Annotated in this window: 21 protein-coding genes and 2 tRNA genes; 6 read left to right on the top strand and 17 right to left on the bottom strand. The window is 69.4% G+C overall.

Going from position 1 to position 22,041, the window contains the following annotated elements:
* Positions 1 to 101: 101 nt before the first annotated feature.
* Both ACOKGD_RS00115 and ACOKGD_RS00110 read right to left on the bottom strand, forming a co-directional pair.
* Entirely contained in the window at positions 102 to 980 is an 879-nt protein-coding gene (locus ACOKGD_RS00115) for a rhomboid family intramembrane serine protease (RefSeq protein WP_342335981.1), read from the bottom strand.
* 30 nt (positions 981 to 1,010) lie between these two features.
* Complete coding sequence (locus tag ACOKGD_RS00110) at positions 1,011 to 1,568, bottom strand: peptidylprolyl isomerase (protein WP_342335979.1); 558 nt, start codon at positions 1,566 to 1,568, stop codon at positions 1,011 to 1,013.
* A 135-nt stretch (positions 1,569 to 1,703) separates the two neighbouring features.
* On the opposite strand from ACOKGD_RS00110, the gene ACOKGD_RS00105 reads away from it, so the two are divergent.
* From ACOKGD_RS00105 to pflA, 4 genes are all read left to right on the top strand, one after another.
* Complete coding sequence (locus ACOKGD_RS00105; RefSeq protein WP_342335978.1) at positions 1,704 to 2,219, top strand: DNA helicase; 516 nt, start codon at positions 1,704 to 1,706, stop codon at positions 2,217 to 2,219.
* Positions 2,216 to 2,764: an aminoacyl-tRNA deacylase gene (locus ACOKGD_RS00100; protein WP_342335976.1), complete on the top strand. Its 549-nt coding sequence runs from the start codon at positions 2,216 to 2,218 to the stop codon at positions 2,762 to 2,764. Before ACOKGD_RS00105 ends, ACOKGD_RS00100 begins: the two co-directional genes overlap by 4 nt.
* A gap of 184 nt (positions 2,765 to 2,948) precedes the next feature.
* Positions 2,949 to 5,216 carry a formate C-acetyltransferase gene (pflB, locus tag ACOKGD_RS00095; protein ID WP_342335975.1) on the top strand — a complete coding sequence of 756 codons (2,268 nt, stop codon included), beginning with the start codon at positions 2,949 to 2,951 and terminating at the stop codon, positions 5,214 to 5,216.
* Between the two features lie 7 nt (positions 5,217 to 5,223).
* On the top strand, positions 5,224 to 6,126 hold the full coding sequence (gene pflA, locus ACOKGD_RS00090) for a pyruvate formate-lyase-activating protein (RefSeq protein WP_342335974.1): 903 nt from the start codon (positions 5,224 to 5,226) through the stop codon (positions 6,124 to 6,126).
* 9 nt (positions 6,127 to 6,135) lie between these two features.
* Here pflA and aroQ read toward each other — a convergent pair whose 3' ends face one another.
* The 6 genes from aroQ to ACOKGD_RS00060 all read right to left on the bottom strand — a co-directional run bounded on the left by aroQ (position 6,136) and on the right by ACOKGD_RS00060 (position 10,291).
* Positions 6,136 to 6,585, bottom strand: coding sequence for a type II 3-dehydroquinate dehydratase (gene aroQ, locus ACOKGD_RS00085; protein ID WP_342335972.1), 450 nt, complete (start codon positions 6,583 to 6,585; stop codon positions 6,136 to 6,138).
* Positions 6,585 to 7,013, bottom strand: a complete 429-nt coding sequence (locus tag ACOKGD_RS00080; RefSeq protein WP_342335971.1) for an NUDIX hydrolase — start codon at positions 7,011 to 7,013, stop codon at positions 6,585 to 6,587. The genes aroQ and ACOKGD_RS00080 overlap by 1 nt, the downstream gene beginning before the upstream one ends.
* 122 nt (positions 7,014 to 7,135) lie before the next feature.
* The gene (locus ACOKGD_RS00075) at positions 7,136 to 7,321 is read right to left on the bottom strand and encodes a CsbD family protein (protein ID WP_342335970.1); all 186 of its coding nucleotides are present in this window, start codon (positions 7,319 to 7,321) and stop codon (positions 7,136 to 7,138) included.
* A gap of 122 nt (positions 7,322 to 7,443) precedes the next feature.
* On the bottom strand, positions 7,444 to 8,307 hold the full coding sequence (locus tag ACOKGD_RS00070) for a metalloregulator ArsR/SmtB family transcription factor (protein WP_342335968.1): 864 nt from the start codon (positions 8,305 to 8,307) through the stop codon (positions 7,444 to 7,446).
* Between the two features lie 57 nt (positions 8,308 to 8,364).
* A complete protein-coding gene (locus ACOKGD_RS00065) occupies positions 8,365 to 8,883 on the bottom strand; it encodes a GNAT family N-acetyltransferase (RefSeq protein ID WP_342335966.1) in 519 nt (172 codons plus the stop codon).
* Positions 8,870 to 10,291 carry an FAD-dependent oxidoreductase gene (locus ACOKGD_RS00060; protein WP_342335964.1) on the bottom strand — a complete coding sequence of 474 codons (1,422 nt, stop codon included), beginning with the start codon at positions 10,289 to 10,291 and terminating at the stop codon, positions 8,870 to 8,872. The genes ACOKGD_RS00065 and ACOKGD_RS00060 overlap by 14 nt, the downstream gene beginning before the upstream one ends.
* Positions 10,292 to 10,372: 81 nt before the next feature.
* On the opposite strand from ACOKGD_RS00060, the gene ACOKGD_RS00055 reads away from it, so the two are divergent.
* Positions 10,373 to 10,717, top strand: a complete 345-nt coding sequence (locus ACOKGD_RS00055) for an ArsR/SmtB family transcription factor (RefSeq protein WP_342335962.1) — start codon at positions 10,373 to 10,375, stop codon at positions 10,715 to 10,717.
* Positions 10,718 to 10,810: 93 nt separating this feature from the next.
* The gene (locus ACOKGD_RS00050; RefSeq protein ID WP_342335960.1) at positions 10,811 to 11,548 is read left to right on the top strand and encodes an MIP/aquaporin family protein; all 738 of its coding nucleotides are present in this window, start codon (positions 10,811 to 10,813) and stop codon (positions 11,546 to 11,548) included.
* Between the two features lie 3 nt (positions 11,549 to 11,551).
* On the opposite strand, the gene ACOKGD_RS00045 is transcribed toward ACOKGD_RS00050, so the two are convergent.
* From ACOKGD_RS00045 to dnaA, 9 genes are all read right to left on the bottom strand, one after another.
* Positions 11,552 to 11,624: transfer RNA gene (locus ACOKGD_RS00045), tRNA-Ala, on the bottom strand.
* Between the two features lie 149 nt (positions 11,625 to 11,773).
* Positions 11,774 to 11,847: transfer RNA gene (locus tag ACOKGD_RS00040), tRNA-Ile, on the bottom strand.
* 85 nt (positions 11,848 to 11,932) lie between these two features.
* Positions 11,933 to 12,337, bottom strand: coding sequence for a DUF3566 domain-containing protein (locus ACOKGD_RS00035; protein ID WP_342335958.1), 405 nt, complete (start codon positions 12,335 to 12,337; stop codon positions 11,933 to 11,935).
* Positions 12,334 to 14,883 (bottom strand): DNA gyrase subunit A, encoded by a 2,550-nt coding sequence (gene gyrA, locus ACOKGD_RS00030; protein ID WP_342335957.1) that lies wholly within the window; start codon positions 14,881 to 14,883, stop codon positions 12,334 to 12,336. Before gyrA ends, ACOKGD_RS00035 begins: the two co-directional genes overlap by 4 nt.
* A 102-nt stretch (positions 14,884 to 14,985) precedes the next feature.
* Positions 14,986 to 17,046 carry a DNA topoisomerase (ATP-hydrolyzing) subunit B gene (gyrB, locus tag ACOKGD_RS00025; protein WP_342335955.1) on the bottom strand — a complete coding sequence of 687 codons (2,061 nt, stop codon included), beginning with the start codon at positions 17,044 to 17,046 and terminating at the stop codon, positions 14,986 to 14,988.
* 122 nt (positions 17,047 to 17,168) lie between these two features.
* On the bottom strand, positions 17,169 to 17,654 hold the full coding sequence (locus ACOKGD_RS00020; protein ID WP_342335953.1) for a DUF721 domain-containing protein: 486 nt from the start codon (positions 17,652 to 17,654) through the stop codon (positions 17,169 to 17,171).
* Positions 17,651 to 18,823 carry a DNA replication/repair protein RecF gene (recF, locus tag ACOKGD_RS00015; RefSeq protein WP_342335951.1) on the bottom strand — a complete coding sequence of 391 codons (1,173 nt, stop codon included), beginning with the start codon at positions 18,821 to 18,823 and terminating at the stop codon, positions 17,651 to 17,653. Before recF ends, ACOKGD_RS00020 begins: the two co-directional genes overlap by 4 nt.
* A gap of 59 nt (positions 18,824 to 18,882) precedes the next feature.
* Positions 18,883 to 20,025 (bottom strand): DNA polymerase III subunit beta, encoded by a 1,143-nt coding sequence (gene dnaN, locus ACOKGD_RS00010; protein WP_342335949.1) that lies wholly within the window; start codon positions 20,023 to 20,025, stop codon positions 18,883 to 18,885.
* 527 nt (positions 20,026 to 20,552) lie between these two features.
* Positions 20,553 to 21,941, bottom strand: a complete 1,389-nt coding sequence (dnaA, locus tag ACOKGD_RS00005) for a chromosomal replication initiator protein DnaA (protein ID WP_342335947.1) — start codon at positions 21,939 to 21,941, stop codon at positions 20,553 to 20,555.
* Positions 21,942 to 22,041: the final 100 nt, after the last annotated feature.

Raw genomic sequence — 22,041 nt, 5'->3', positions numbered from 1 at the left:
CGCCCGACGACCTGGTCGTCGGGCGCTTCTCTGTATGCCCCGGTGGGGATGAATTACACGCATGTGATTCATCCCCACCCGGGGATAACTCTGTGGATAACTCAGCCGACGTAGATCATCGGGGCCAGCGCGAGCAGCACCAGCAGCACCGCGACGATCACCCCGAGCAGCACCACCTGACGGCGTGACCGGCTCGCCTGGCGTGTGGTCGAGAACACCCAGCCGACCGCCAGGCCAGCGGCCAGGCCGCCCACGTGCGCCTGCCACGAGATGCCGCCGAACGCGAACCCGATGACGAGGTTGATGCCCAGGATGATCATGATCCCGCGGACGTCGCCGCCCAGCGTGCGCCCGATGACGAGCAGCGCGCCGAGCATGCCGAACAGCGCCCCGGAGGCGCCGACCACGGGGGTCGTGAACGCCAGCAGCGCCGCGGCGACAGCGCCGCCGAGCCCGGAGATCAGGTAGAGCGCCAGGAAGCGCCAGCGACCGAGCATCGGCTCGAGCACCCGCCCGATCATCCACACGGACAGCAGGTTCAGCCCGACGTGGATGAAGCTGGCGTGCGCCAGCATCCAGGTGAACAGGCGCCAGGGCTCGAAGGCCCCGAACTGCGGATAGAGGGTCGGCGCGTAGAAAGCGAGCCAGCCCTGCAGGTTGAACCCGACCTGCCGCAGCAGCAGGTCGAGCAGGAACATGCCGGCGGTGATGCCGACGATCCAGTTGGTGACGGGCGCGGAGCCCGCCCGCACGGCGACGCCGCCCCCGCGACCCCAGCGGCGCTGAGCGCGCTTCTGCGCGGGGGTGCGCCCCTTCTGCTGCTCGCGCAGGCATTCGGGGCAGATCACTCCGACGGCGGCCGGCGTCTGGCATTCGGGGCAGATGGTGCGCTGGCATCGCTGGCACAGCGCGAAGCTCATCCGATCCGGATGCCGGAAGCAGTAGTTCGCGGGATTGCGCGAGTAGTCGGGGGTGGTCACGGTGGCGGCGGCGCGCTGTGCGTTACGGCGTCAGACCGAGGCGATCTCGACCGACTGCAGCACGACGTCCTCGAGGGGACGATCCTGCGCACCGGTCGCCACCGCGGCGATCGAGTCGACGACGGCCTTCGAGGCCTGGTCGGCCACCTCGCCGAAGATGGTGTGCTTGCCCTGGAGCCACGGCGTCGGGTCGGTCGTGATGAAGAACTGCGATCCGTTGGTGCCCGAGAGCTTGCCGGTGAGGGCGTTCGGGCGCTTGCCGGCGTTCGCCATGGCGAGCTTGTAGGGCGCGTTGAAGTCGAGCTCGGGGCTGATCTCGTCGTCGAACTGGTAGCCGGGGCCGCCGACGCCCTGACCCAGCGGGTCGCCGCCCTGGATCATGAAGCCCGGGATGATGCGGTGGAAGATGACGTCGCTGTACAGCGCGCCCTCGCCCGGCTGACCGGTGAGGGGGTCGGTCCACTGAGCGGATCCGTCCGAGAGGCCGATGAAGTTCTTGACCGTCTTCGGGGCCTGGTCGCCGAAGAGGTTGACGACGATGTCGCCGTGGTTGGTGTGCAGCGTGGCAACGGCAGTGTGCTGAGGCATGCTTCCATCCTCGCAGAGCCCGCCGACACCGCGCGTGGCACAGCTGTCAAGGCCCCCACAACCCCCTGCCGCGGAGCGGGCAATCTGGCAGGATGAGGGAACCACCACATCCCCAGCGACAGGGAGGGCACCGATATGAGCCTCAGCAAGAAGCGCAAGAAGGAACTCCAGAAGCTGCAGGCGTCCGCGTCCCAGCTGTGGGAGGCCCAGCAGTACGTCCTGGCCGGTGCGTCCGACGTGGCCCGCGAGGCCGGCCGCCAGCTCGGTCATTACAACCGCGAGCACATCGCTCCGATCGTCGACGAGAAGTACCACGAGTTCGTGGCCCCCGTCGTCGACCGCGTCGCGCCCTACGTCGACGAGAGCCGCAAGGCCTCCAAGCACTTCCTCGACCGTCGCGTCGTCCCCGTTGTGGGCGGCGTCGTCGGCAAGGCCCTCTCGGCGATCGACGCCGCGGGCGACGCACGTGCGAAGTTCATGCACACCGCGCCGGTCGCGCCGCCGAAGAAGAAGGGCGGTGCGGGCGCCGTCATCGCGATCGTCCTCGGCGTCGCCGCCGCCGGTGCGGTGCTGTACGCCGCCTGGCAGACGCTGCGCGCCGACGACGAGCTGTGGGTCGCCGACGACCCGCTCGCCTCGCCCGACGCGTGATGGTCGCCCTCGGCGACCAGGTCGAGCGGGGGAGCGGACCGACCGAGTCGGAGCACGGTTCCACCGAAGCAACCTCCCGGGTACGGGAAGCCGCGGCGGCTCGCGGCCTCGAGATCGAGGTCAGCGAGTCGCCGCGTGCGTCTTCCCTCGAGGAGGCCGCCGTCCTGCGCGGCATCACCCCCGCCGACATCGTGAAGTCGCTGGTCGTCAAGCGACACGGCCGGGATGAGTACCTGTTCGCCCTGATCCCGGGCGACCGCTCGATCTCGTGGCCGAAGCTGCGCGCCCTGCTCGGGGCGAACAAGCTCCGCCTGCCCGAGGCCGATCTCGCCCTGGCCGCGACCGGCTACGAGCGCGGCACGATCACCCCGCTCGGCAGCACGACCGACTGGCCCGTCTACGCCGACGAGCGCATCCTCGGACGCCGCGTGTCCATGGGAGCGGGCGCACACGGATGGAACCTCACGGTCGACGCAGACGCACTGGTCGCCGCCTACGGCGCCACCGTGGCCGACATCTCGGAGCCCATCGACGCGATCCGCTGACCGCGCGCGGGGTGGACTGTGGTCTGACCACAATCTGATCCGTGGTCTGACCACATTGCCTGTGGGGTGCCGCCACACTTTCCGCCACGCCCGTCTCTCCGACTTAGCGTCGAGGACAAGGACGCCGCAGCGCTCCTCTCCACAGAGGATCCGGCGTGCCTGTCTTCTCAGGAGAGGAACGGCGATGACCATCACATCCGGCACCCGCGACCGCGCCGACGTGCAGCCCGCAGCCTGGGACGGCTTCGTCCCCGGCCCCTGGCAGGACGGCGTCGATGTGCGCGACTTCATCCAGCGCAACTACACCCCGTATACGGGCGACGCGAGCTTCCTCGAGGGGGCGACCGAGCGCACCGAGCGCGTCTGGCGGACGCTCGCGGCGATGTTCCCGGAGGAGCGGGAGAAGGGCGTGTACGACGTCGACCCGCACACCCCCGCGGGCATCACCGCACACGCTCCGGGCTGGATCTCGAAAGACGACGAGCTGATCGTCGGCCTGCAGACCGATGCGCCCCTCAAGCGCGCCATCATGCCCAACGGCGGATGGCGCATGGTCGAGGGGGCCCTGCAGACCTACGGCTACGAGATCGACCCGGTGCTGAAGGAGGTCTTCACCAACTGGCGCAAGACCCACAACCAGGGCGTCTTCGACATCTATTCCCCCGCCGTCCGCGCCGCGCGCAGCTCGCACATCATCACCGGGCTGCCGGACGCCTACGGCCGCGGCCGCATCATCGGCGACTACCGTCGGGTGGCGCTGTACGGCACCGACGCGCTCATCGCCGCCAAGCGGATCGACAAGCTGTCCCTCGACACCCAGCCGTTCAGCGAGAGCATCGCCCGCGAGCGCGAGGAGCACGCCGAGCAGCTGCGCGCGCTCGGCGAGATGACCGAGATGGCCGCCTCCTACGGCTACGACATCTCGCGGCCGGCCGAGAATGCGCGCGAGGCGGTGCAGTGGCTCTACTTCGCGTATCTCGCGGCGGTGAAGGAGCAGAACGGCGCCGCGATGTCTCTGGGCCGCACGTCGACCTTCCTCGACGTGTTCATCGAGCGCGATCTCGCCGCGGGCGCCCTCAGCGAGCGCCAGGCGCAGGAGCTCATCGACGACTTCGTCATCAAGCTCCGCATCGTGCGGTTCCTCCGCACTCCCGAGTACGACGCCCTGTTCTCGGGGGATCCGACGTGGGTCACCGAGACGATCGCCGGCATGGGCGAGGACGGGCGTCCGCTGGTGACGAAGAACTCCTTCCGCTACCTCCAGACCCTCTACAACCTGGGCCCCGCTCCCGAGCCGAACATGACCGTGTTCTGGAGCCCGGCGCTCCCGCAGGGCTTCAAGGACTTCTGCGCGCGGGTGTCGATCGACACCTCTGCGGTGCAGTACGAGTCGGACGAGCTGATCCGCGAGGCCTGGGGCGACGACGCGGCCATCGCGTGCTGCGTCTCGCCGATGCGCGTCGGCAAGCAGATGCAGTTCTTCGGCGCCCGCGTGAACCTGGCCAAGACCCTGCTGTACGCCATCAACGGCGGCCGAGACGAGGTCTCCGGCAAGCAGATCGCACCGGCCGCCGCACCTGTCGGCGAGGGCCCGCTCGACTTCGACGACGTCATGGCCCGCTTCGACACGATGATGGACTGGCTGGCGGCGACGTACGTCGAGGCCCTGAACTGCATCCACTGGTCGCACGACAAGTACGCGTACGAGCGCGTCGAGATGGCCCTGCACGACAAGGACGTGCTGCGCACGATGGCCTGCGGCATCGCCGGTCTGTCCGTCGCCGCCGACTCCCTCTCGGCGATCAAGCACGCGACGGTGACGCCCGTGTTCGACGAGCGCGGCGTGGTCGTCGACTACGTGATCGAGGGCGACTTCCCGACGTTCGGCAACGACGACGACGAGGCCGACGCGATCGCCGTCGATCTGGTCGAGCGGTTCATGGAGAAGGTGCGCGCGCACCCGACCTACCGCGACGCCGTGCCCACCCAGTCTGTGCTGACGATCACCTCGAACGTCGTCTACGGCAAGGCGACGGGCTCCACGCCCGACGGCCGCCGCGCGGGCGAGCCGTTCGCGCCCGGGGCGAACCCCATGAACGGGCGCGACACCCACGGCATGCTCGCCTCCGCCCTCTCGGTCGCGAAGCTGCCCTACGACCAGGCGCAGGACGGGATCTCGCTGACGAACACGGTTGTGCCCGCGGGTCTCGGCCGCACGCGCGACGAGCAGGTCTCGAACCTGGCGGGCCTCCTGGACGCATACGTCGGCGGCCACGGGTACCACATGAACGTCAACGTGCTCTCGCGCGAGACGCTCGAGGACGCCATGGAGCACCCCGAGAACCACCCGCAGCTGACGATCCGGGTGTCGGGCTACGCCGTGAACTTCGTGCGGCTGACGCGGGAGCAGCAGCTGGACGTGCTCTCGCGCACCTTCCACGGATCGATGTGAGACGACCATGACCCTGCTCGACCACGCCCCCTCTGCCGTCCCCGCCGACGCGGTGCGCCTCGACGCCCCGCGTCGGGCGGGCCGTGCCGAGGGGGCGGGGGTGCACGGGCTCTCGGTCGCGGCGGTGACCCGCGAGGAGCGACTCGCGGCCATGCGCACGGGCGAGCTGGGCTCGGTGCACTCGTGGGAGCTCGTCACCGCCGTCGACGGTCCCGGTACCCGCCTGACCGTCTTCCTCGCCGGCTGTCCCCTGCGGTGCCTCTACTGCCACAACCCGGACACCCTCGCGATGCGCGACGGTCAGGCCGTGCGCCTGGACGAGGTGCTCGCCCGCGTGCGGCGCTACGAGGGTGTCTTCCGCGCCACCGGCGGGGGGATCACCCTGTCCGGCGGCGAGGTGCTGATGCAGCCGGTCTTCGCGGCGCGGCTCCTGCGCGGCGCGAAGGACGCCGGGATCCACACCTGCCTCGACACATCCGGCTACCTCGGGGCGAACGCCACCGACGAGATGCTCGACGACACGGATCTTGTGCTGCTCGACGTGAAGGCGGGCGATCCCGCTGTGTACCGGCGCCTCACCGGCCGTGAGCTCGAGCCGACGTTGGCGTTCGGGCGGCGACTCGCGGCCCGCCCGGACGGCCCCGAGGTGTGGATCCGCTACGTGCTCGTCCCCGGCTGGACGGATGACGCGGCCGGCGTCGAGCGCGTGGCCGAGTACGCGGCGTCGCTCAACACGATCCGACCCGGGGCCGTCACTCGTGTCGAGGTGCTGCCCTTCCACCAGATGGGGCGGGACAAGTGGGCGGCTGCCGGTCGGCGCTACGAGCTCGGCGACGTCGAGCCGCCCTCCCCGGGGCTCGTCGAGCGGGTGCGCGCGCAGTTCCGCGCGCACGGGCTCACCACGTACTGAAGCGGCGGATCAGCCGAGGATGGTCGCCAGGCGACGCACCGCGAACTCGTACCCCTGCACTCCCGCGCCGACGATGACGGCGGAGGCGATCCCGGACAGGTACGAGTGGTGGCGGAACTCCTCGCGCGCGTGCACGTTGGAGATGTGCACCTCGACGAAGGGCAGCTCCACGCCGGCGAGCGCGTCGCGCAGGGCCACCGACGTGTGGGTGAGCCCTCCGGGGTTGATGACGATGCCGTCGCAGTCGGCCTTCGCCTCGTGGATGACGTCGATCAGCGCGCCCTCGTGATTCGACTGGAAGGCGCGCAGATCGAAGCCGACGTCCTCCGCGGTCGCGCGGGCGATGGCGAAGACGTCCTCGAGCGTCTCGTGGCCGTAGACCGCCGGCTCGCGCGTTCCGAGCAGGTTCAGGTTCGGTCCGTTGACGAGCAGCAGGCGGTTGTTCACAGGGGTTCCCATCAGTGCTTCATTCCGGCCATGTCGAGCGCCGCGTCGACGAGCGAGACGCGTTCGATCCCGCGCACCTTGGCCAGCGGCACCCACTCGGCCATGTCGCTGGATCCGTCGACCTCGTGCGTCAGCTCACCGCCGACGATGCGGGCGCGGTAGACGATGCGCAGCGTGTGGAGCGGGCCGGTCGCGCCCTGTGCGAGGCGCTTCTTGGCGGGGACGACGCGGGAGTCGATGCCGAGCAGTCCCTCGAGGCGCACCTTGTAGCCGCTCTCCTCCCAGACCTCGCGCACGGCGGCGGCGGCCGGATCCTCGCCGGGCTCGAGACCGCCGCCGGGGAGCGACCAGGCGGGGACCCGTCCCTCGATCCAGCGCGTCAGGAGCACGCGGTCCTGCTCGTCGACGATGACGCAGTAGGCGGCGACACGCATATCCATGGGGACAGCCTAGTGATGGGCGTCGGTCACCCTGGGCAGCCGGCGAGAGTGATCCGTCCACGCATAGCGGCGGGCCGCCCCGAAAGGGACGGCCCGCCGTTTCCGCGCGTCATGAAGCGGAATCAGTCCTTGAAGGCATCGTGCGCGGCGTCCTTGACATGCTCGCCGGCCTGCTTCACGTGGGCCTCGGTCTGATCGACCTTGCCCTCGGCCTCAAGGCGCTCGTTGTCGGTCATGTCCCCGACACCTTCCTTGACCTTGCCGGAGAGGTCCTGCCCGGCGTTCTTGACCTTGTCGTCGAGTCCCATGTGCGGCTCCTTCCGTACGGATCCGGGTGTCTCCCGGATCACCTACGTTAGGCGGGTCCGCTCATTCGGGCACGGGGGTTGACAGGTGCCGGGAGAAGAGAGCGAAACCGGTCGGCGAACGCTCAGACGAGCTCATCGAGCAGCGTCCGCACGCGCTGCTCGATGTCGTCGCGGATGGGGCGCACCCGCTCGAGCGGCAGACCCGCGGGGTCGTCGAGCTCCCAGTCGAGGTAGCGCCGACCCGGGTAGATCGGGCACGCGTCGCCGCAGCCCATCGTGATGACGACATCCGCGGCGCGGACGGCCTCGTCGGTCAGCGGCTTCGGGAACTCTCCCCCCACCGGCACACCGATCTCGTCGAGGGCGGCAGCGATCGTCGAGCGCATGTCGACGGCGGGCATCGATCCGGCACTGCGGACGATCACCCGATCGCCGGCGAGATGGCGCAGGATCGCCGACGCGATCTGCGAGCGCCCCGCGTTCTGCACGCACACGAACAGCACCTCGGGCGTCGCGGGCTTGGGCCCCTGGGCCCGCGAGAGCGCCTCGAGGCGCTGGGCCGCGAATGCCGCCGTGCGGCTGGCCAGCTGCCGGGCAGGGCCCTGCCCGCGCGAGAGCAGGTCGAGGCTCTCGCGCACGTAGGCCTTGATGGTCTCGGGTCCGAATGTGCCGCGGAACCGCGTCGTCAGGTCGGCGACGATGCGCGCGAGGTCCGGAGCGGATGCCTCGGGTTCGCCGCCCAGCACCGCGCGGATCTCGTCCTCCCGCCCGGGCGCGATCGCGAACCAGGCGCTGCGCCCCTCCTGCTCGCGCGTGACGAGCCCGTCCTCGAGCAGCAGGCGCAGGTGATAGCTCACGGTGGGCTGGCGGAGCGCGACCCGTCCGGCCAGCTCCCCCACCCGCAGGCGCCCGTCGGAGAGCAGCATCCGCAGGATCCGCCCGCGGGTCGGATCCGCGATGGTCGCGAGGGCGGGCCGGGAATCCATAGACCGCAGTCTATTTCGGCTTCCGCTCGTCGGCGGGCCCTCCGACCGGCGGCGAGCTCAGTCGCCCGGGCGGCGGCGTTCGAGCAGGATCGTGTCGCGCCACTGTCCGGCGCGCGGGCCCAGCCGAGAGCGAGCGATGCGCTCGCGGCGCCCCACCTCGCGGAACCCTGCCGCGGCATGCAGCCGCAGGCTCGCGTCGTTCTCGGGGAAGACCGCCGACTGGATCGTCCAGTACCCCTGCGCATCCGATGCCGCGACGAGCGCGGCCAGCAGCAGGCGGCCGGCCCCCTGGCCGCGGGCCGCCTCGGCCACGTAGATCGAGTGCTCGATGACGCCGCGGTAGGCCTCGCGGGCCGACACGGGCGATGCCGCGGCCCAGCCGAGGATCGCCCCGCCCGCATCGACCGCGACGATCCTCAGCCCGGGCAGCTTCCCGGCATCGAAGGCGTCCCAGCTGGGCGGCTCGGTCTCGAACGTCGCCTCGCCGGTCGCGATGCCCTCGCGATAGATGCGCTCCACCGCCGGCCAGTCCCCCGCCGTCAGGGAACGGACCCGGATCCCGTCAGCAGCAGCCATCGGGCGAGTCGATCGAACAGGACGCCCCCGCCAGCGGCAGCAGAGTCAGACCCGCGGGGGCGGTGAGCGTCACCGGCACGGGAGCCGCGGCCACCGGGCCGCAGCAGTCGCCGCCCTCACCGGTCGTCGAGCACACCCCGGTCTCGGGCAGCACGAGATCGACGCGCTCCGCGGCCTCGGAGTCGCCGTCGAGCCAGGCGACCACGGAGCGCACCTGCTCGTAGCCCGTCTTCAGCAGGAAGGTCGGCGCCCGGCCGTAGCTCTTCATGCCCACGATGAAGAAGCCCTCCTCGGGGTGAGCGAGCTCGCGATAGCCGTGCGGGCGCACCGTCCCGCACGAGTGCTCGTTCGGGTCGATGAGCGGGGCCAAGGCGCGGGGGGCCTCGACGATGTCGTCCAGGTCCAGACGCAGCTCGCGCAGCATCTTCAGCTCGGGCCGGAAGCCGGTCGCGACGACGACGAGGTCGGTGTCGTGCGTCGCCGCGTCGCCATCCCGGCGGCCGTGCAGGCGCACGCCGTCGCCGGTGTCCTCGGCGCGCAGGATCTCGAAGCGGTCGACCTGTGCGATCCGGCCGTCGCGGACGCGACGCTGCAGTCGGGTGCCGAGTGATCCGCGATCCGGCAGCTCGTCGCCCTCGGTCGAGATGCGCTGCGCCGCCTCCCCGCGGATCAGCCACGTCACGCGCGTGCCCGACTCGTCCTCGGCCAGGCGCGCGAGCACGAGCGCGGTGTTCGCGGCCGAGTGGCCGGCGCCGACGACCGTGGTGTGTCGCCCGGCGAATCGGGCGCGATCGGATCCGAGGACGTCGGGCAGGGCCGGCGCGACCCGATCGGCCACGGCCTCCCAGCCGAGCGGATCGAGCCCACCGGAGCCGAGCGGGTTCGCCTGCCCCCACGTTCCGGAGGCGTCGATCACCGCGCGGGCCGATTCGTCGACCACGGTGCCGTCGGCCAGCCGCAGCCGCAGCGAGAAGGGCGCCCGCGCGCGGTCGCGTGTGCGGGTGCGATCCATCCCCTCGCGCGTGACCGCGAGGACGTCCACGCCGTACCGGAGGGCCGGGGCGATCGCGGGGTGCGCGGCGAGCGGGGCGACGTACTCGTCGACGAGCTCGGATCCGCTGGGTGCCCGGCCCGGGGCGGGCGCCTCCCAGCCGAGGTCGGCGAGCAGTCGCGCCGCCGCGTCGTCGACGAGGTGCTCCCACGGCGAGAACAGGCGGATGTGACCCCATTCGCGCACGGCGGAGCCCGCGGCCGTGCCGCGCTCGAAGACCACGAACGGGATCCCCCGCTCGTGCAGGTGCGCGGCCGCGGCGAGGCCCACGGGACCGGCGCCGATGACAGCGACGGGCAGCGCCGCGAGGCGGTCGGCGGTGGCGGGCGTGGCCGGCGCGAGGTCGGTGAGGGTCATCGCGAACTCCTGGATCGATGGATGTCGATGAACAGTCTGCGCACTCTATCGATGACTGTCAATATCGATTATCATCGATGCATGGCCATCCCGCGCGACGTCGTCCAGCCGGTCGCCTGTTGCGCGCCGCTCACCCGCGAGCCGCTCGGCCAGGCGCACGCCGAGGATCTGGCGCGCACCCTGAAGGCGCTGGCCGATCCGGCCCGACTGCGCCTGCTGTCGATCGTCGCCGCGAGCGAGGGGGCAGAGGCCTGCGTCTGCGATCTGCAGGAGCCGCTCGGGCTGGCACAGCCCACGGTGTCCCACCACCTGCGCGTTCTCGCGGAGGCGGGCTTCCTCACCCGCAGCAAGCGCGGCACGTGGGCCTACTACGCGCTCGTGCCCGGTGCCCTCGAGCGCATCGCCGACGTGCTGCGCGTCGACTGATCCTCAGCGCGCACCGGACGCTCCGAGCGACCACACGAGGGGAATCACGGGCCCATCCTCGGTCGGCCCGGCAAAATATATAGACTCCCATCTATGAATAGCGCTCGAGCCATCTCCGCCGAGCTCCTGGGCTCGCTGATGCTGGCGGCCGTGGTGGTGGGCTCGGGGATCATGGCACAGCGTCTCTCGCCCGGCGACATGGGGTTGCAGCTGCTTATGAACGCCTTCGCCACGGCGCTGGGATTAGGGGTGCTGATCGTGGTGTTCCAACCGATCTCCGGAGCGCACCTGAACCCCGTCGTCACCATCGCCGACGCCATCCTCGATCGAGAGCGACGACGGCTGGCCCTCCCCTATGTCGGCGCGCAGACACTCGGGTGCATCGCGGGCGCGCTGCTCGCGAACGCCACGTTCGCCCTCCCGGCGGCCTCGTGGAGCACCACCGAGCGCGCCACCGCGTCCACCGTGCTGTCCGAAGTCGTCGCCACCGCGGGCCTGGTGCTCGTGGTCTTCGTCCTCGCCCGCACCGAGCGCGCCCGCCTGGCTCCCGTCGCCGTAGGCGCCTACATCGGCGCCGCCTACTTCTTCACCGCGTCGACGAGCTTCGCGAACCCCGCCATCACCATCGGTCGTATGTTCTCCGACACGTTCGCCGGTGTCGCACCGACGTCGGCGCCGGCCTTCGTCGCCGCTCAGGTCGTGGGCGCCGCCGCGGGGCTCGCCATCGCGGCCTGGCTGACGCCGGCGCGCGGCCGGCTCGCTCCGAGACCCCGCGTGACCCACCGGCCCCGCATACGACGAAAGCGCCGTCCTGTCGGACGACGCCTGTGATCGTGGAGCCTAGGAGATTCGAACTCCTGACATCCTGCTTGCAAAGCAGGCGCTCTACCAACTGAGCTAAGGCCCCGCATGGGGATGGGCCTCGAAGAGGTCCTCCGAGAGTTTACATGGGCGGGGCGGTGGCCTTCACGCCGGGCGCTCAGGGTGAGGTGTCGGCCGCGACGAACCGGTGCCCGGAAACCAGAAAGACCTTCGCTCTCGCGAAGGCCTATTCGGTGGGGGTACCAGGACTTGAACCTGGGACCTCTTCATTATCAGTGAAGCGCTCTAACCGCCTGAGCTATACCCCCGTGGGCTTCGGGCTCGCGCCCTCAACCTCAGAGACTTTACCGGATCCGTGAGATGTTCGCGAATCCGGGCCGCATCCCGCGCGCGTCAGTTCGAGGTGAAGCCGACGAGCAGGCCGCCGGTCACCTTGACGGCCAGGTTGTAGATGCCCGCGATGACCGCGCCGAGCACGGTGACGACCACGAGGTTGAGGATCGCGACGACCGTTCCGAAGGCCATCACCTGCGGCAGGCCGATGAACTGCGACACCGAGATGCTGCCGTCGGTGAAGCCGCCGAGGAACTCATCCATCTGCCCGATCAGACCGGTCGTCTGCACAACCATGTAGATCAGGAAGAAGGACACGATGGTCACGATGGCCAGCGCCACGGCCGCCAGGAACGACAGCTTCACGGCCGACCAGAAGTCGACGTAGACCAGACGCAGGCGGACCTGCTTCGCGCTGGACTTGTGCGTGGACTTCTTGGCCAGCTTGTCGGCTACAGAGCTCATGCGTTATCTCCGGGGGTCTCGGGCGCGGTCTCGTCCGCGATCTCGCCGTCGGTCTCGTCCTCCGCCACCACACCGCGCTCGGTGTTGCGGGCGATGGCGAGGATGCGATCGTCCTTGTCCGGGCGCGCGAACAGCACGCCCATGGTGTCGCGGCCCTTGGCGGGGACCTCGGCGACGGCCGAGCGTACCACCTTGCCCTTGGCGAGAACCACGAGCACCTCGTCGTCCTCGGACACGATCAGACCGCCGGCGAGGCCGCCGCGCTCGTCCGACAGCTTGGCCACCTTGATGCCGAGGCCGCCGCGGCCCTGGACGCGATACTCGGTCACGGCGGTGCGCTTGGCGAAGCCGCCCTCGGTCACCACGAAGACGAAGCCCTCGTCGGTGACGACGTTCGCCGTCAGGAGGCAGTCGTCCTCGCGGAACGACATGCCCTTCACGCCGCTCGTCGAGCGGCCGAGCGGGCGGAGCGCCTCGTCGGTCGCCGAGAAGCGCAGCGACTGGCCGCCGCGGCTGATCATCAGGATGTCGTCGGTGGCGTTCACGAGCAGCGCGCTGACGAGCTCGTCGTCCTCGCGGAGCTTGATCGCGATGATGCCTCCCTGGCGGTTCGAGTCGTACTCGGCCAGGCGCGTCTTCTTCACCAGACCGGCGCGGGTGACGAGAACGAGGTTCTCGGCGACGTCGTAGTTCCTGAGCTCGATGATCTGGGCGATCTGCTCGTCCGGCTGCAGCGCGAGCAGGTTCGCGACGTGCATGCCCTTCGCGTCGCGGCCGGCCTCGGGCAGCTCGTACGTCTTGGTGCGATAGACGCGGCCCTTCGTCGTGAAGAACAGCAGCCAGTGATGCGTGGTCGTCACGAAGAAGTGCTCGACCACGTCGTCGGCGCGCAGCTGCGCCCCGCGCACGCCCTTGCCACCGCGGCGCTGCGAGCGGTAGTTGTCGCTGCGCGTGCGCTTGACGTACCCCTCGCGCGTGACCGTGACGACCATGTCCTCTTCGGCGATGAGGTCCTCCATGGACACATCGCCGTCGAAGCCATGCAGGATGTGGGTGCGGCGCTCGTCGCCGAAGCGCGTGACGATGTCCGTCAGCTCCTCGCGGATGATCGCGCGCTGGCGCATCTCGTCGGCGATGATCGACTTGAAGTCGTCGATCTGCGCCTCGAGCTCGGTGGCCTCGTCGATGATCTTCTGACGCTCGAGGGCCGCGAGGCGGCGCAGCTGCATCGACAGGATCGCGTCGGCCTGGATGTCATCGATCTTCAGCAGGTCCTTCAGACCCTCGCGCGCCTCGTCGACCGTGGGCGAGCGGCGGATCAGCGCGATGACCTCGTCGAGCGCGTCGAGCGCCGCGAGGTATCCGCGCAGGATGTGCATGCGCTCCTCCGCCTTGCGCAGGCGGAACTTCGTGCGCCGGACGATGACCTCGAGCTGGTGGGCGATCCAGTAGCCGATGAAGCCGTCAAGCGAGAGGGTGCGTGGCACGCCGTCGACGATGGCGAGCATGTTCGCACCGAAGTTCGTCTGCAGCTCGGTGTGCTTGTAGAGGTTGTTCAGCACGACCTTCGCGACCGCGTCGCGCTTGAGGACGACGACGAGGCGCTGGCCGGTGCGGCCCGAGGTCTCGTCGCGGATGTCGGCGATGCCCGTGACCTTGCCCTCGCGGGCCAGCTCGCCGATCTTCACGGCGAGGTTGTCGGGGTTGACCTGGTACGGCAGCTCGGTGATCACGAGGCACGTGCGGCCCTGGATCTCCTCGATCTCGACGACCGCGCGCATCGTGATCGATCCGCGACCCGTGCGGTACGCCTCGTGCACGCCCTTGGTGCCCAGGATCTGGGCGCCGGTCGGGAAGTCGGGGGCCGGTATGCGCTGCATCAGGCCCTCGAGCAGCTCCTCGCGGGGCAGATCCGGGTTCGCGAGGGCGAACAGCGCGCCGTCGGCCACCTCGCGGAGGTTGTGCGGCGGGATGTTCGTCGCCATGCCGACCGCGATGCCGACGGATCCGTTGACCAGGAGGTTCGGGAAGCGCGCCGGCAGGACGGTGGGCTCCTGCGTCTCGCCGTCGTAGTTGTCGGTGAAGTCGACGGTGTCCTGCTCGATGTCGCGCACCATCTCGAGGGCGAGCGCGGCCATCTTGGTCTCGGTGTACCGCGGCGCGGCGGCGCCCTGGTTGCCGGGGGAGCCGAAGTTGCCCTGGCCCTGCGCCAGCGGGTAGCGCAGCGACCACGGCTGCACGAGGCGGACGAGGGCGTCGTAGATCGCCGAGTCGCCGTGCGGGTGGTATTGACCCATGACCTCGCCCACCACGCGGGCGCACTTCGAGAACTTCTTGTCCGGCCGGTAGCCGCCGTCGTACATCGCGTAGATGACGCGGCGGTGCACGGGCTTCAGGCCGTCCTCGACGCGGGGCAGCGCGCGCCCCACGATCACGCTCATCGCGTAGTCGAGGTAGCTGCGCTGCATCTCGGACTGCAGGTCGACCTGGTCGATCCGGCCGTGGTTGTGCGCGGCGGTGAGGTCGGGGCGTTCTTCGTCAGTCATGTTCTTTCGATTCAGTACTCGAGATCGGCTTGCGACGTTTCGACTCGCTTCGCTCACTCAACGACCGAGGCGCGGTCGACGGCGCGCTGCGCGCGCGGTCGACTAGATGTCCAGGAAGCGGACGTCCTTGGCGTTGCGCTGGATGAACGATCGACGCGATTCGACGTCCTCGCCCATCAGCACCGAGAAGATCTCGTCGGCCGCGGCGGCGTCGTCGATCGTCACCTGGCGCAGGGTGCGGGTCTCGGGGTTCATCGTGGTGTCCCAGAGCTCGTGGTCGTTCATCTCGCCGAGACCCTTGTACCGCTGGATGCCCGCCTCCTTGGGGATGCGCTTGCCGGCGGCCGCGCCCTCCTTGAGGAGCGCGTCGCGCTCGCGGTCGCTGTACACGTACTCGTGCGCGGCGTTGGTCCACTTCAGGCGGTACAGCGGCGGCATCGCGAGGTACACGAAGCCGGCCTCGACGAGACCGCGCATGTAGCGGAACAGCAGCGTCAGCAGCAGCGTGGTGATGTGCTGGCCGTCGACGTCGGCATCGGTCATCAGCACGATCTTGTGGTACCGCGCCTTGTCGATGTCGAACTCCGGCCCGATGCCGGTGCCGAAGGCCTGGATCATCGCCTGGACTTCCTTGTTGCCCAGCGCCTTGTCGATGCGCGCGCGCTCGACGTTCAGGATCTTGCCGCGCAGCGCGAGGATCGCCTGGGTGTGGGGGTCGCGACCGCCGACCGCCGAACCGCCCGCCGAGTCTCCCTCGACGAGGAAGATCTCGCTGATGGAGGGATCCTTGGACGTGCAGTCCTTGAGCTTGTCCGGCATCGCGGCCGACTCGAAGACGCTCTTGCGTCGCGCGGTCTCGCGCGCCTTGCGGGCGGCCATGCGCGCGGTCGCGGCGTCGATCGCCTTGCGGATCACGTTCTTCGCCTGGGCGGGGTTGCGCTCGAACCAGTCGGCGAGCTGATCGCCCACGACCTTCTGCACAAACGCCTTCGCCTCGGTGTTGCCGAGCTTCGTCTTGGTCTGGCCCTCGAACTGCGGCTCCGACAGCTTCACCGAGATGACGGCCGTGAGGCCCTCCCGGACGTCGTCGCCCGTGAGGTTGTCCTCTTTCTCCTTGAGGATGTTGTTGGCGCGCGCGTACTTGTTGACGAGCGTCGTCAGCGCCGCGCGGAAGCCCTCCTCGTGGGTGCCGCCCTCGTGGGTGTTGATCATGTTCGCGTAGGTGAACACGTTCTCGCTGTACGAGGTGGTCCACTGCATCGCGATCTCGACCGACATCCGGCCGTCGGACTGCTCCTGCTCGAGGACGATGATGTCCTCGTTGACGTGGTCGGACTTGCGCACCTTGTTGAGGTACTCGACGTAGTCGACCAGGCCGCGCTCGTAGTGGAAGACGTTGTGGCGCTGGACCATCTCGGTCGAGCCGTCCTCATTCGCGACCTCCTCGGTCGCGTCCTCGCGCTCGTCGTAGAGCTCGATCCGCAGGCCCTTGTTGAGGAACGCGGTCTGCTGGAAGCGGGTGCGCAGCACCTCGTAGTCGAAGTCGGTGGTCTCGGTGAAGATCGAGGCGTCCGGCCAGAAGGTGATCGTTGTGCCGGTCTCGTCGGTCTCGGCGCCCTGGGCGATGGGGCCGACGGGGGCGCCGCCGTTCTCGAACGACTGGCGCCACTCGTAGCCGTCGCGCTTGACGACCGCGTCGAGGCGGGTCGACAGCGCGTTCACCACCGACGAGCCGACGCCGTGCAGGCCGCCGGAGACGGCGTAACCGCCGCCGCCGAACTTGCCGCCCGCGTGCAGGACGGTGAGCACGACCTCGAGGGTCGACTTGCCCTCGGTCTTGTGCATGGCGACCGGGATGCCGCGGCCGTTGTCGACGCAGCGCAGGCCGCCGTCCTTCAGCAGCGTCACCGAGATGGTGTCGCAGTACCCGGCCAGGTGCTCGTCGACCGAGTTGTCCACGATCTCGTACACCAGGTGGTGCAGACCACGCGGGCCGGTGGATCCGATGTACATGCCGGGGCGCTTGCGCACCGCCTCGAGACCCTCGAGGACCTGGATGGCGTCAGCGCCGTACTCGCCGCTGACCTTCTTCGAGTCGGCGCCGGTCGCCGGGGTGGCGTCTTCGGGCGCGCTCTGCGGGTCCTGGGGGATGTCAGTCGTCATGCGAGGGGGTGCTCCACATCTTCAGTCGGGTGCACCGCCATCCTATCAAGCGGGGCCTCCCGCGCTGGCCGTGACAGCCCCGCAGGCGCGAGAAAAACGACCGGGAGATCCCCGGAGGTCGATCAGCCGTAGGTATCGCGCGGGCCGCGCCCTGGAATCGATCTGGGGCCCCATTTCCAGGTGGGGACGTCCGGCCCTACGAAACGCACGGACGAGACACCCGCCTCGGGATAGGTCGTCACGATCTGCGTGAGGATCTGCGCCCGCATGTAGGAGAGGTTCTTCGCCCACGCGGTCGAGTCGCACTGGATCGTCAGCATGCCGTCCGTCAGGGACACGGGGCTCGAGTGCTGTGCCGTCTCGGCGCCGGCGACCTCTTCCCACTGCCGCACGAGATCCTCGCGCGAGAGCTGCTTCTCCCAGCCGTTGGCGCGCGTGAGCACATCGAGCGCGTCGCCGAGAGAGCCCGGATCCCGCCCCGGCATAAAGGGCTGCTTGTCGTCGTCGTCGCGATCGCGCTTCTTCTTCTGCCACTTCGCCCGTCGGCTGGGCTCGAGGCCCCGCAGGCGCAGATAGGTGGCGATCGTCTCGGGGATGCCGTCGCTCACGTCGAGGCCTCCAGCGGGTTCTCGCTCAGGGGACCGAGCACCCGCCCGGCCTCGATGCGCACCGCGTTCTCGCGCAGCGCCTCGGGGATGTCTCCCGCCACGGCGGCCGTGACGACCACCTGCTCGTAGCCCGACACCACACCGGCCAGGCGCCCGCGGCGTTCGGCGTCGAGCTCGGCGAACACGTCGTCGAGGATCAGGACCGGATCGCCCCCGGGCGACTCGGCACGCAGCAGCTCGGCCGAGGCGAGGCGCAGCGACAGCGCGACCGACCACGACTCGCCGTGCGAGGCGTAGCCCTTCACCGGCAGCCCCCGCACCCGCAGGATCAGGTCGTCGCGGTGGGGCCCGACGAGCGTCAGGCCACGGTCCAGCTCGGCCGCGCGCTTCTCGGCGAGCGCCGCTCGGAACAGATCGGCCGTCGAGCCGCCGCCGGCCTCCTGGTGATCGTCGCCCTCCTCCGGGTCGGCGCCGCGCACCGACAGCGCCCACTCGAGCTGCGGACGGTGATCCTCGCCGGCGATCGCCGCGTAGGCGTCCGAGACGGGACCGGTCAGATCCTGCGCCAGCCGGATCCGCGCGCCGATGATCTCGGATCCGAGCGAGACGAGCTTATCGTCCCACACATCCAGCGTCGGCAGGTTCGCCGCCTTCATGCCGCGGGCCCGCGCCGACTTCAGCAGCGCCGTCCGCTGCCGCAGCGTGCGGTCGTAGTCGGCGAGCACGGCCGACATCCGGGGCGTTCGCTGCACCAGCAGCTGATCGGCGAACCGACGCCGCGACGACGGATCGCCCCGCACGATCTGCAGATCCTCGGGGGCGAACAGCACCACCTGCGCGTAGCGCGGAAGCTCGTTCGTGCGGACGGGGGAACCCCCGATCCGGGCCTTGTTCGATCCTTGCTTGTTCACCTGCAGCTCGAGCGTCACCCGGCGCTCGCCATGCGCCAGCCGGGCCCGGACGAAGGCCGCGTCGCACCCCTCGCGCACCAGCGGCGCGTCGCTCGAGACCCGGTGCGAGCCCAGCGTCGCGAGATACGCGATCGCCTCGGCGAGGTTCGTCTTTCCCTGGCCGTTGCGTCCGACCAGCACGTTGGCACCGCGGCGGAGCTCGAGCTCGGCCTCCGCGTAGTTGCGGAAGTCCTTCAGGCTCAGGTGCTCGACATACATAACAGCTGCGCGCGAAGCGCGTTCCCTCCGGTCGGTGCTTCGCGCGGTCCGCTGGGTCTTTACCGCAGCAGCAGGTTGGGCTGCAGCAGGTACTTGAACGAATCCTGGCCGGCCTGCTCGACCGACGTCTGGCTCGTGATCAGCACCGGGCTGAGCTTGTTGGCGTTGTCGCTGGAGGTGAAGGTGATGCGGACGAACTCGCTCTTCACGGCGGACAGCGACTCGAGCAGGTACTGGGGGTTGAGGCCCAGCGTGACGTCCTCACCCTGCAGGTGGGCGTCCACCGACTCCGAGGCGCGGGCCTGGTCGCCGCCGGAGGCGTCCATCGTGACCGACGACGTCGTGAAGGTGAAGCGCAGCGGCGCCGAGCGGTCGAGCACCAGCGCGACGCGACGCACGGCCTCGGTGAGGTCGGCGGTGCTGACGACCGCGTAGTGATCGGTCTGCGCGGGGAACAGGCGACGCACCGGGGGGAAGTTGCCCTTGATGAGCAGCGACGTGACGGTCTTGTTGCCGGCCGTGAACGCGATGATCTCGCGGTCGCCCGACCCCGAGAACGCGATCGAGATGTTGCCGCCGTGCGAGAAGGTCTTGCCGACTTCCTGCAGGGTGCGGGCGGGGATGAGCGCGTGCGCCTCCTGCTGGCCGCCATCCCAGGGGATGTCGCGCAGCGCGACACGGTAGCGGTCGGTGGCCACGAGGCTCAGCTGCTGGCCCGAGACCTCGAGCTGCACGCCGGTGAGGACCGGGGTGACGTCGTCGCGCGAGGCGGCGAAGGCGACCTGCGAGATCGCGGTGGCGAAGTCGTCCGACGGGACCAGGCCGGATTCGCCGGTGACCTCGGGGATGGCGGGGTATTCCTCGACGGGCATCGAGGCCAGCGCGAAGCGCGCCGAGCCGCAGGTGAGGGCGATGTTGCCGTCGTCCTCCGTCGTCATCTCGATCGGGGCGTTCGGCAGGCGGCTGGCGATGTCCGAGAGAAGACGGCCGTGGACGAGGATCGTGCCCGGCTCGTCGACGGTGGCGTCGATGGTCGTGCGCGCCGATGCCTCGTAGTCGAAGGCCGACAACGCGAGCTGGCCGTCGGCGGTGGCCTCGATCAGCACGCCGGCGAGGATCGGCTGGGGGTTGCGCTGAGGCAGCAGCTTGACGACGAACGACACTGCCTCGCTGAAGACGTCACGGTTCACGTGGAACTTCACGGGTGCTTCCCCTCGAATCACAACAATTGCCACGGACCTCAGCGCCCATGGGAATCCCATGCTAGCCCCCGCCCTGGAATCGTGTGATTCGGGGCCGACGGCCCGCGAAGGTCATCGGACGCCCCTGGGGAAACTTGTAGTTCTGTAGTCGTAGTAGCCCCTGTGGAAAATGTGGATAACTCTGTGGATCGCTGTCATTCGTAAGGAACTACAACTCTGTGAGTTGTGGATCGGCTGCGGACGTCCCGTGGAGGGTGACCAGTCCCGGATCCCCGTCCCGACACCCGAATCCACACCCCTCCCGCATGTCGCTCACAAGCTCACCGGCGGGTCTCCACAGTTATCCACAAGAGTTTCCACACTGGGGAGAACCCTTATAGAGCCGTCCGCTTCGGCGTGTCAAGGACGGAAAACGGCATACGTGGCCGGACGAAGCGAGGCCCGCGAGGGCATATGGCCTGGACGCGGGGCTGAGACGCCGAAGGGCCGCCCATCCATGGATGAGCGGCCCTCTGAGGAAGCGGGGTTCAGCGGCGACCGAGCTGCGTGGTGATCTCCGTCACCTGGTTGTAGAGCGAGCGCCGCTCCTTCATCAGGTCGCTGATCTTCCGGTACGCGTACATCACGGTCGTGTGGTCGCGTCCGCCGAACAGCTGCCCGATCTTGGGCAGCGACAGGTTGGTGCGCTCCCGGCAGAGATACATCGCGATCTGGCGGGCCTGGGCGACCGCCTGCGAGCGGCTCGAGCCGTACAGGTCGTCGACCGTCAGCTTGAAGTAGGCCGCGGTCGCCGTGATGATGTCGTTCTCCGAGATCACGTTGTCCTCGGTCTGATCCACGATGTCGCGCAGCACGTTCTGGGCGAGCTGCACATCCACGTCGGACCGATTGAGGTTCGCGAACGCCGAGACGCGGATGAGGGCGCCCTCCAGCTCGCGGATGTTGGTCGAGACCACGGTCGCGATGTACTCGACCACGTCATCCGGGATGTAGAGCCGCTCGGAGGCCGCCTTCTTGCGGAGGATCGCGATGCGGGTCTCGAGGTCGGGCGCCTGGACGTCGGTGATCAGGCCCCACTCGAACCGGCTGCGCATGCGGTCCTCGAAGCCGGTGAGGTGCTTCGGGGCGACATCCGAGGTGATCACGACCTGCTTGTCGTGGTCGTGCAGCGTGTTGAACGTGTGGAAGAAGGCCTCCTGGGTCTCGGCCTTCCCCTGCAGGAACTGGATGTCGTCGATCAGAAGGATGTCGACGTCGCGATAGCGGGCGTTGAACGCGGCGCCGCGGTTGTTCGCGATCGAGTTGATGAAGTCGTTGGTGAACTCCTCGCTCGAGACGTACCGCACGCGCACGCCGGCGAACAGGCTCTGCGCGTAGTCGCCGATCGCGTGAAGGAGGTGCGTCTTGCCCAGTCCCGAGTCGCCGTAGATGAACAGCGGGTTGTAGGCCTTGGCCGGGGCCTCGGCCACCGCGACCGCCGCGGCGTGGGCGAAGCGGTTGGACTGGCCGATGACGAAGTTGTCGAAGGTGTACTTCGGGTTCAGGCGCGTGTCGCTGCGGCTCGGCGTGCTCGTCTCGGCGGGCGCCTCGACGGGGCGCTGCGGCGGCACCAGCGGGGCCTCGACCGGGGCGAGCTGCGTGGGCTGGTGCGTCTCGGACAGCTCGGGGTTCACGGTGACGCGGAACGACTGCGCGTCGCCCCCCACCTTCGCCAGCGCGTCCATGATCGGCTCGCGCAGGCGCTTGGTGATCTGCGCCCCGGTCAGGTCGTTGGGGACGGCGAGGTAGAGGGTGCCGCCCATCACGCCCTCGGCGACGACGAGGCTGAGGAACCCGCGCATGGGCGGGGTGACCCGCACGTCGTGCTCGAGCTCGCTCAGCACTGCGCGCCAAGCCGGGATGTCTGGCGTGGTCATGGGGCCCCCTGGGAAGTCATGGATCCATCCACAGGGATCCTCCCGAATGGGGGTGCGACCGCGCCAACATGGGAATGCGCCTGTGGATAACTCGTGCAAC

Source organism: Microbacterium phosphatis (assembly GCF_049177115.1).
GTDB lineage: Bacteria > Actinomycetota > Actinomycetes > Actinomycetales > Microbacteriaceae > Microbacterium > Microbacterium phosphatis.
The sequence above is the reverse complement of the archived record's forward strand: the minus strand, read 5'-3'. Positions and strand labels throughout refer to the sequence as shown.

What these genes read in the sequence shown, in the direction of transcription:
- ACOKGD_RS00070 (WP_342335968.1), bottom strand. Translation starts at nt 8,307, where the DNA reads ATGGATTCCCGGCCCGCCCTCGCGACCATCGCGGATCCGACCCGCGGG.
- pflA (WP_342335974.1), top strand. Translation starts at nt 5,224, where the DNA reads ATGACCCTGCTCGACCACGCCCCCTCTGCCGTCCCCGCCGACGCGGTG.
- ACOKGD_RS00050 (WP_342335960.1), top strand. Translation starts at nt 10,811, where the DNA reads ATGAATAGCGCTCGAGCCATCTCCGCCGAGCTCCTGGGCTCGCTGATG.
- ACOKGD_RS00075 (WP_342335970.1), bottom strand. Translation starts at nt 7,321, where the DNA reads ATGGGACTCGACGACAAGGTCAAGAACGCCGGGCAGGACCTCTCCGGC.
- ACOKGD_RS00110 (WP_342335979.1), bottom strand. Translation starts at nt 1,568, where the DNA reads ATGCCTCAGCACACTGCCGTTGCCACGCTGCACACCAACCACGGCGAC.
- pflB (WP_342335975.1), top strand. Translation starts at nt 2,949, where the DNA reads ATGACCATCACATCCGGCACCCGCGACCGCGCCGACGTGCAGCCCGCA.
- gyrB (WP_342335955.1), bottom strand. Translation starts at nt 17,046, where the DNA reads ATGACGACTGACATCCCCCAGGACCCGCAGAGCGCGCCCGAAGACGCC.
- ACOKGD_RS00035 (WP_342335958.1), bottom strand. Translation starts at nt 12,337, where the DNA reads ATGAGCTCTGTAGCCGACAAGCTGGCCAAGAAGTCCACGCACAAGTCC.
- ACOKGD_RS00105 (WP_342335978.1), top strand. Translation starts at nt 1,704, where the DNA reads ATGAGCCTCAGCAAGAAGCGCAAGAAGGAACTCCAGAAGCTGCAGGCG.
- recF (WP_342335951.1), bottom strand. Translation starts at nt 18,823, where the DNA reads ATGTATGTCGAGCACCTGAGCCTGAAGGACTTCCGCAACTACGCGGAG.
- ACOKGD_RS00065 (WP_342335966.1), bottom strand. Translation starts at nt 8,883, where the DNA reads ATGGCTGCTGCTGACGGGATCCGGGTCCGTTCCCTGACGGCGGGGGAC.
- dnaA (WP_342335947.1), bottom strand. Translation starts at nt 21,941, where the DNA reads ATGACCACGCCAGACATCCCGGCTTGGCGCGCAGTGCTGAGCGAGCTC.
- ACOKGD_RS00060 (WP_342335964.1), bottom strand. Translation starts at nt 10,291, where the DNA reads ATGACCCTCACCGACCTCGCGCCGGCCACGCCCGCCACCGCCGACCGC.
- aroQ (WP_342335972.1), bottom strand. Translation starts at nt 6,585, where the DNA reads ATGGGAACCCCTGTGAACAACCGCCTGCTGCTCGTCAACGGACCGAAC.
- ACOKGD_RS00080 (WP_342335971.1), bottom strand. Translation starts at nt 7,013, where the DNA reads ATGGATATGCGTGTCGCCGCCTACTGCGTCATCGTCGACGAGCAGGAC.
- ACOKGD_RS00055 (WP_342335962.1), top strand. Translation starts at nt 10,373, where the DNA reads ATGGCCATCCCGCGCGACGTCGTCCAGCCGGTCGCCTGTTGCGCGCCG.
- gyrA (WP_342335957.1), bottom strand. Translation starts at nt 14,883, where the DNA reads ATGACTGACGAAGAACGCCCCGACCTCACCGCCGCGCACAACCACGGC.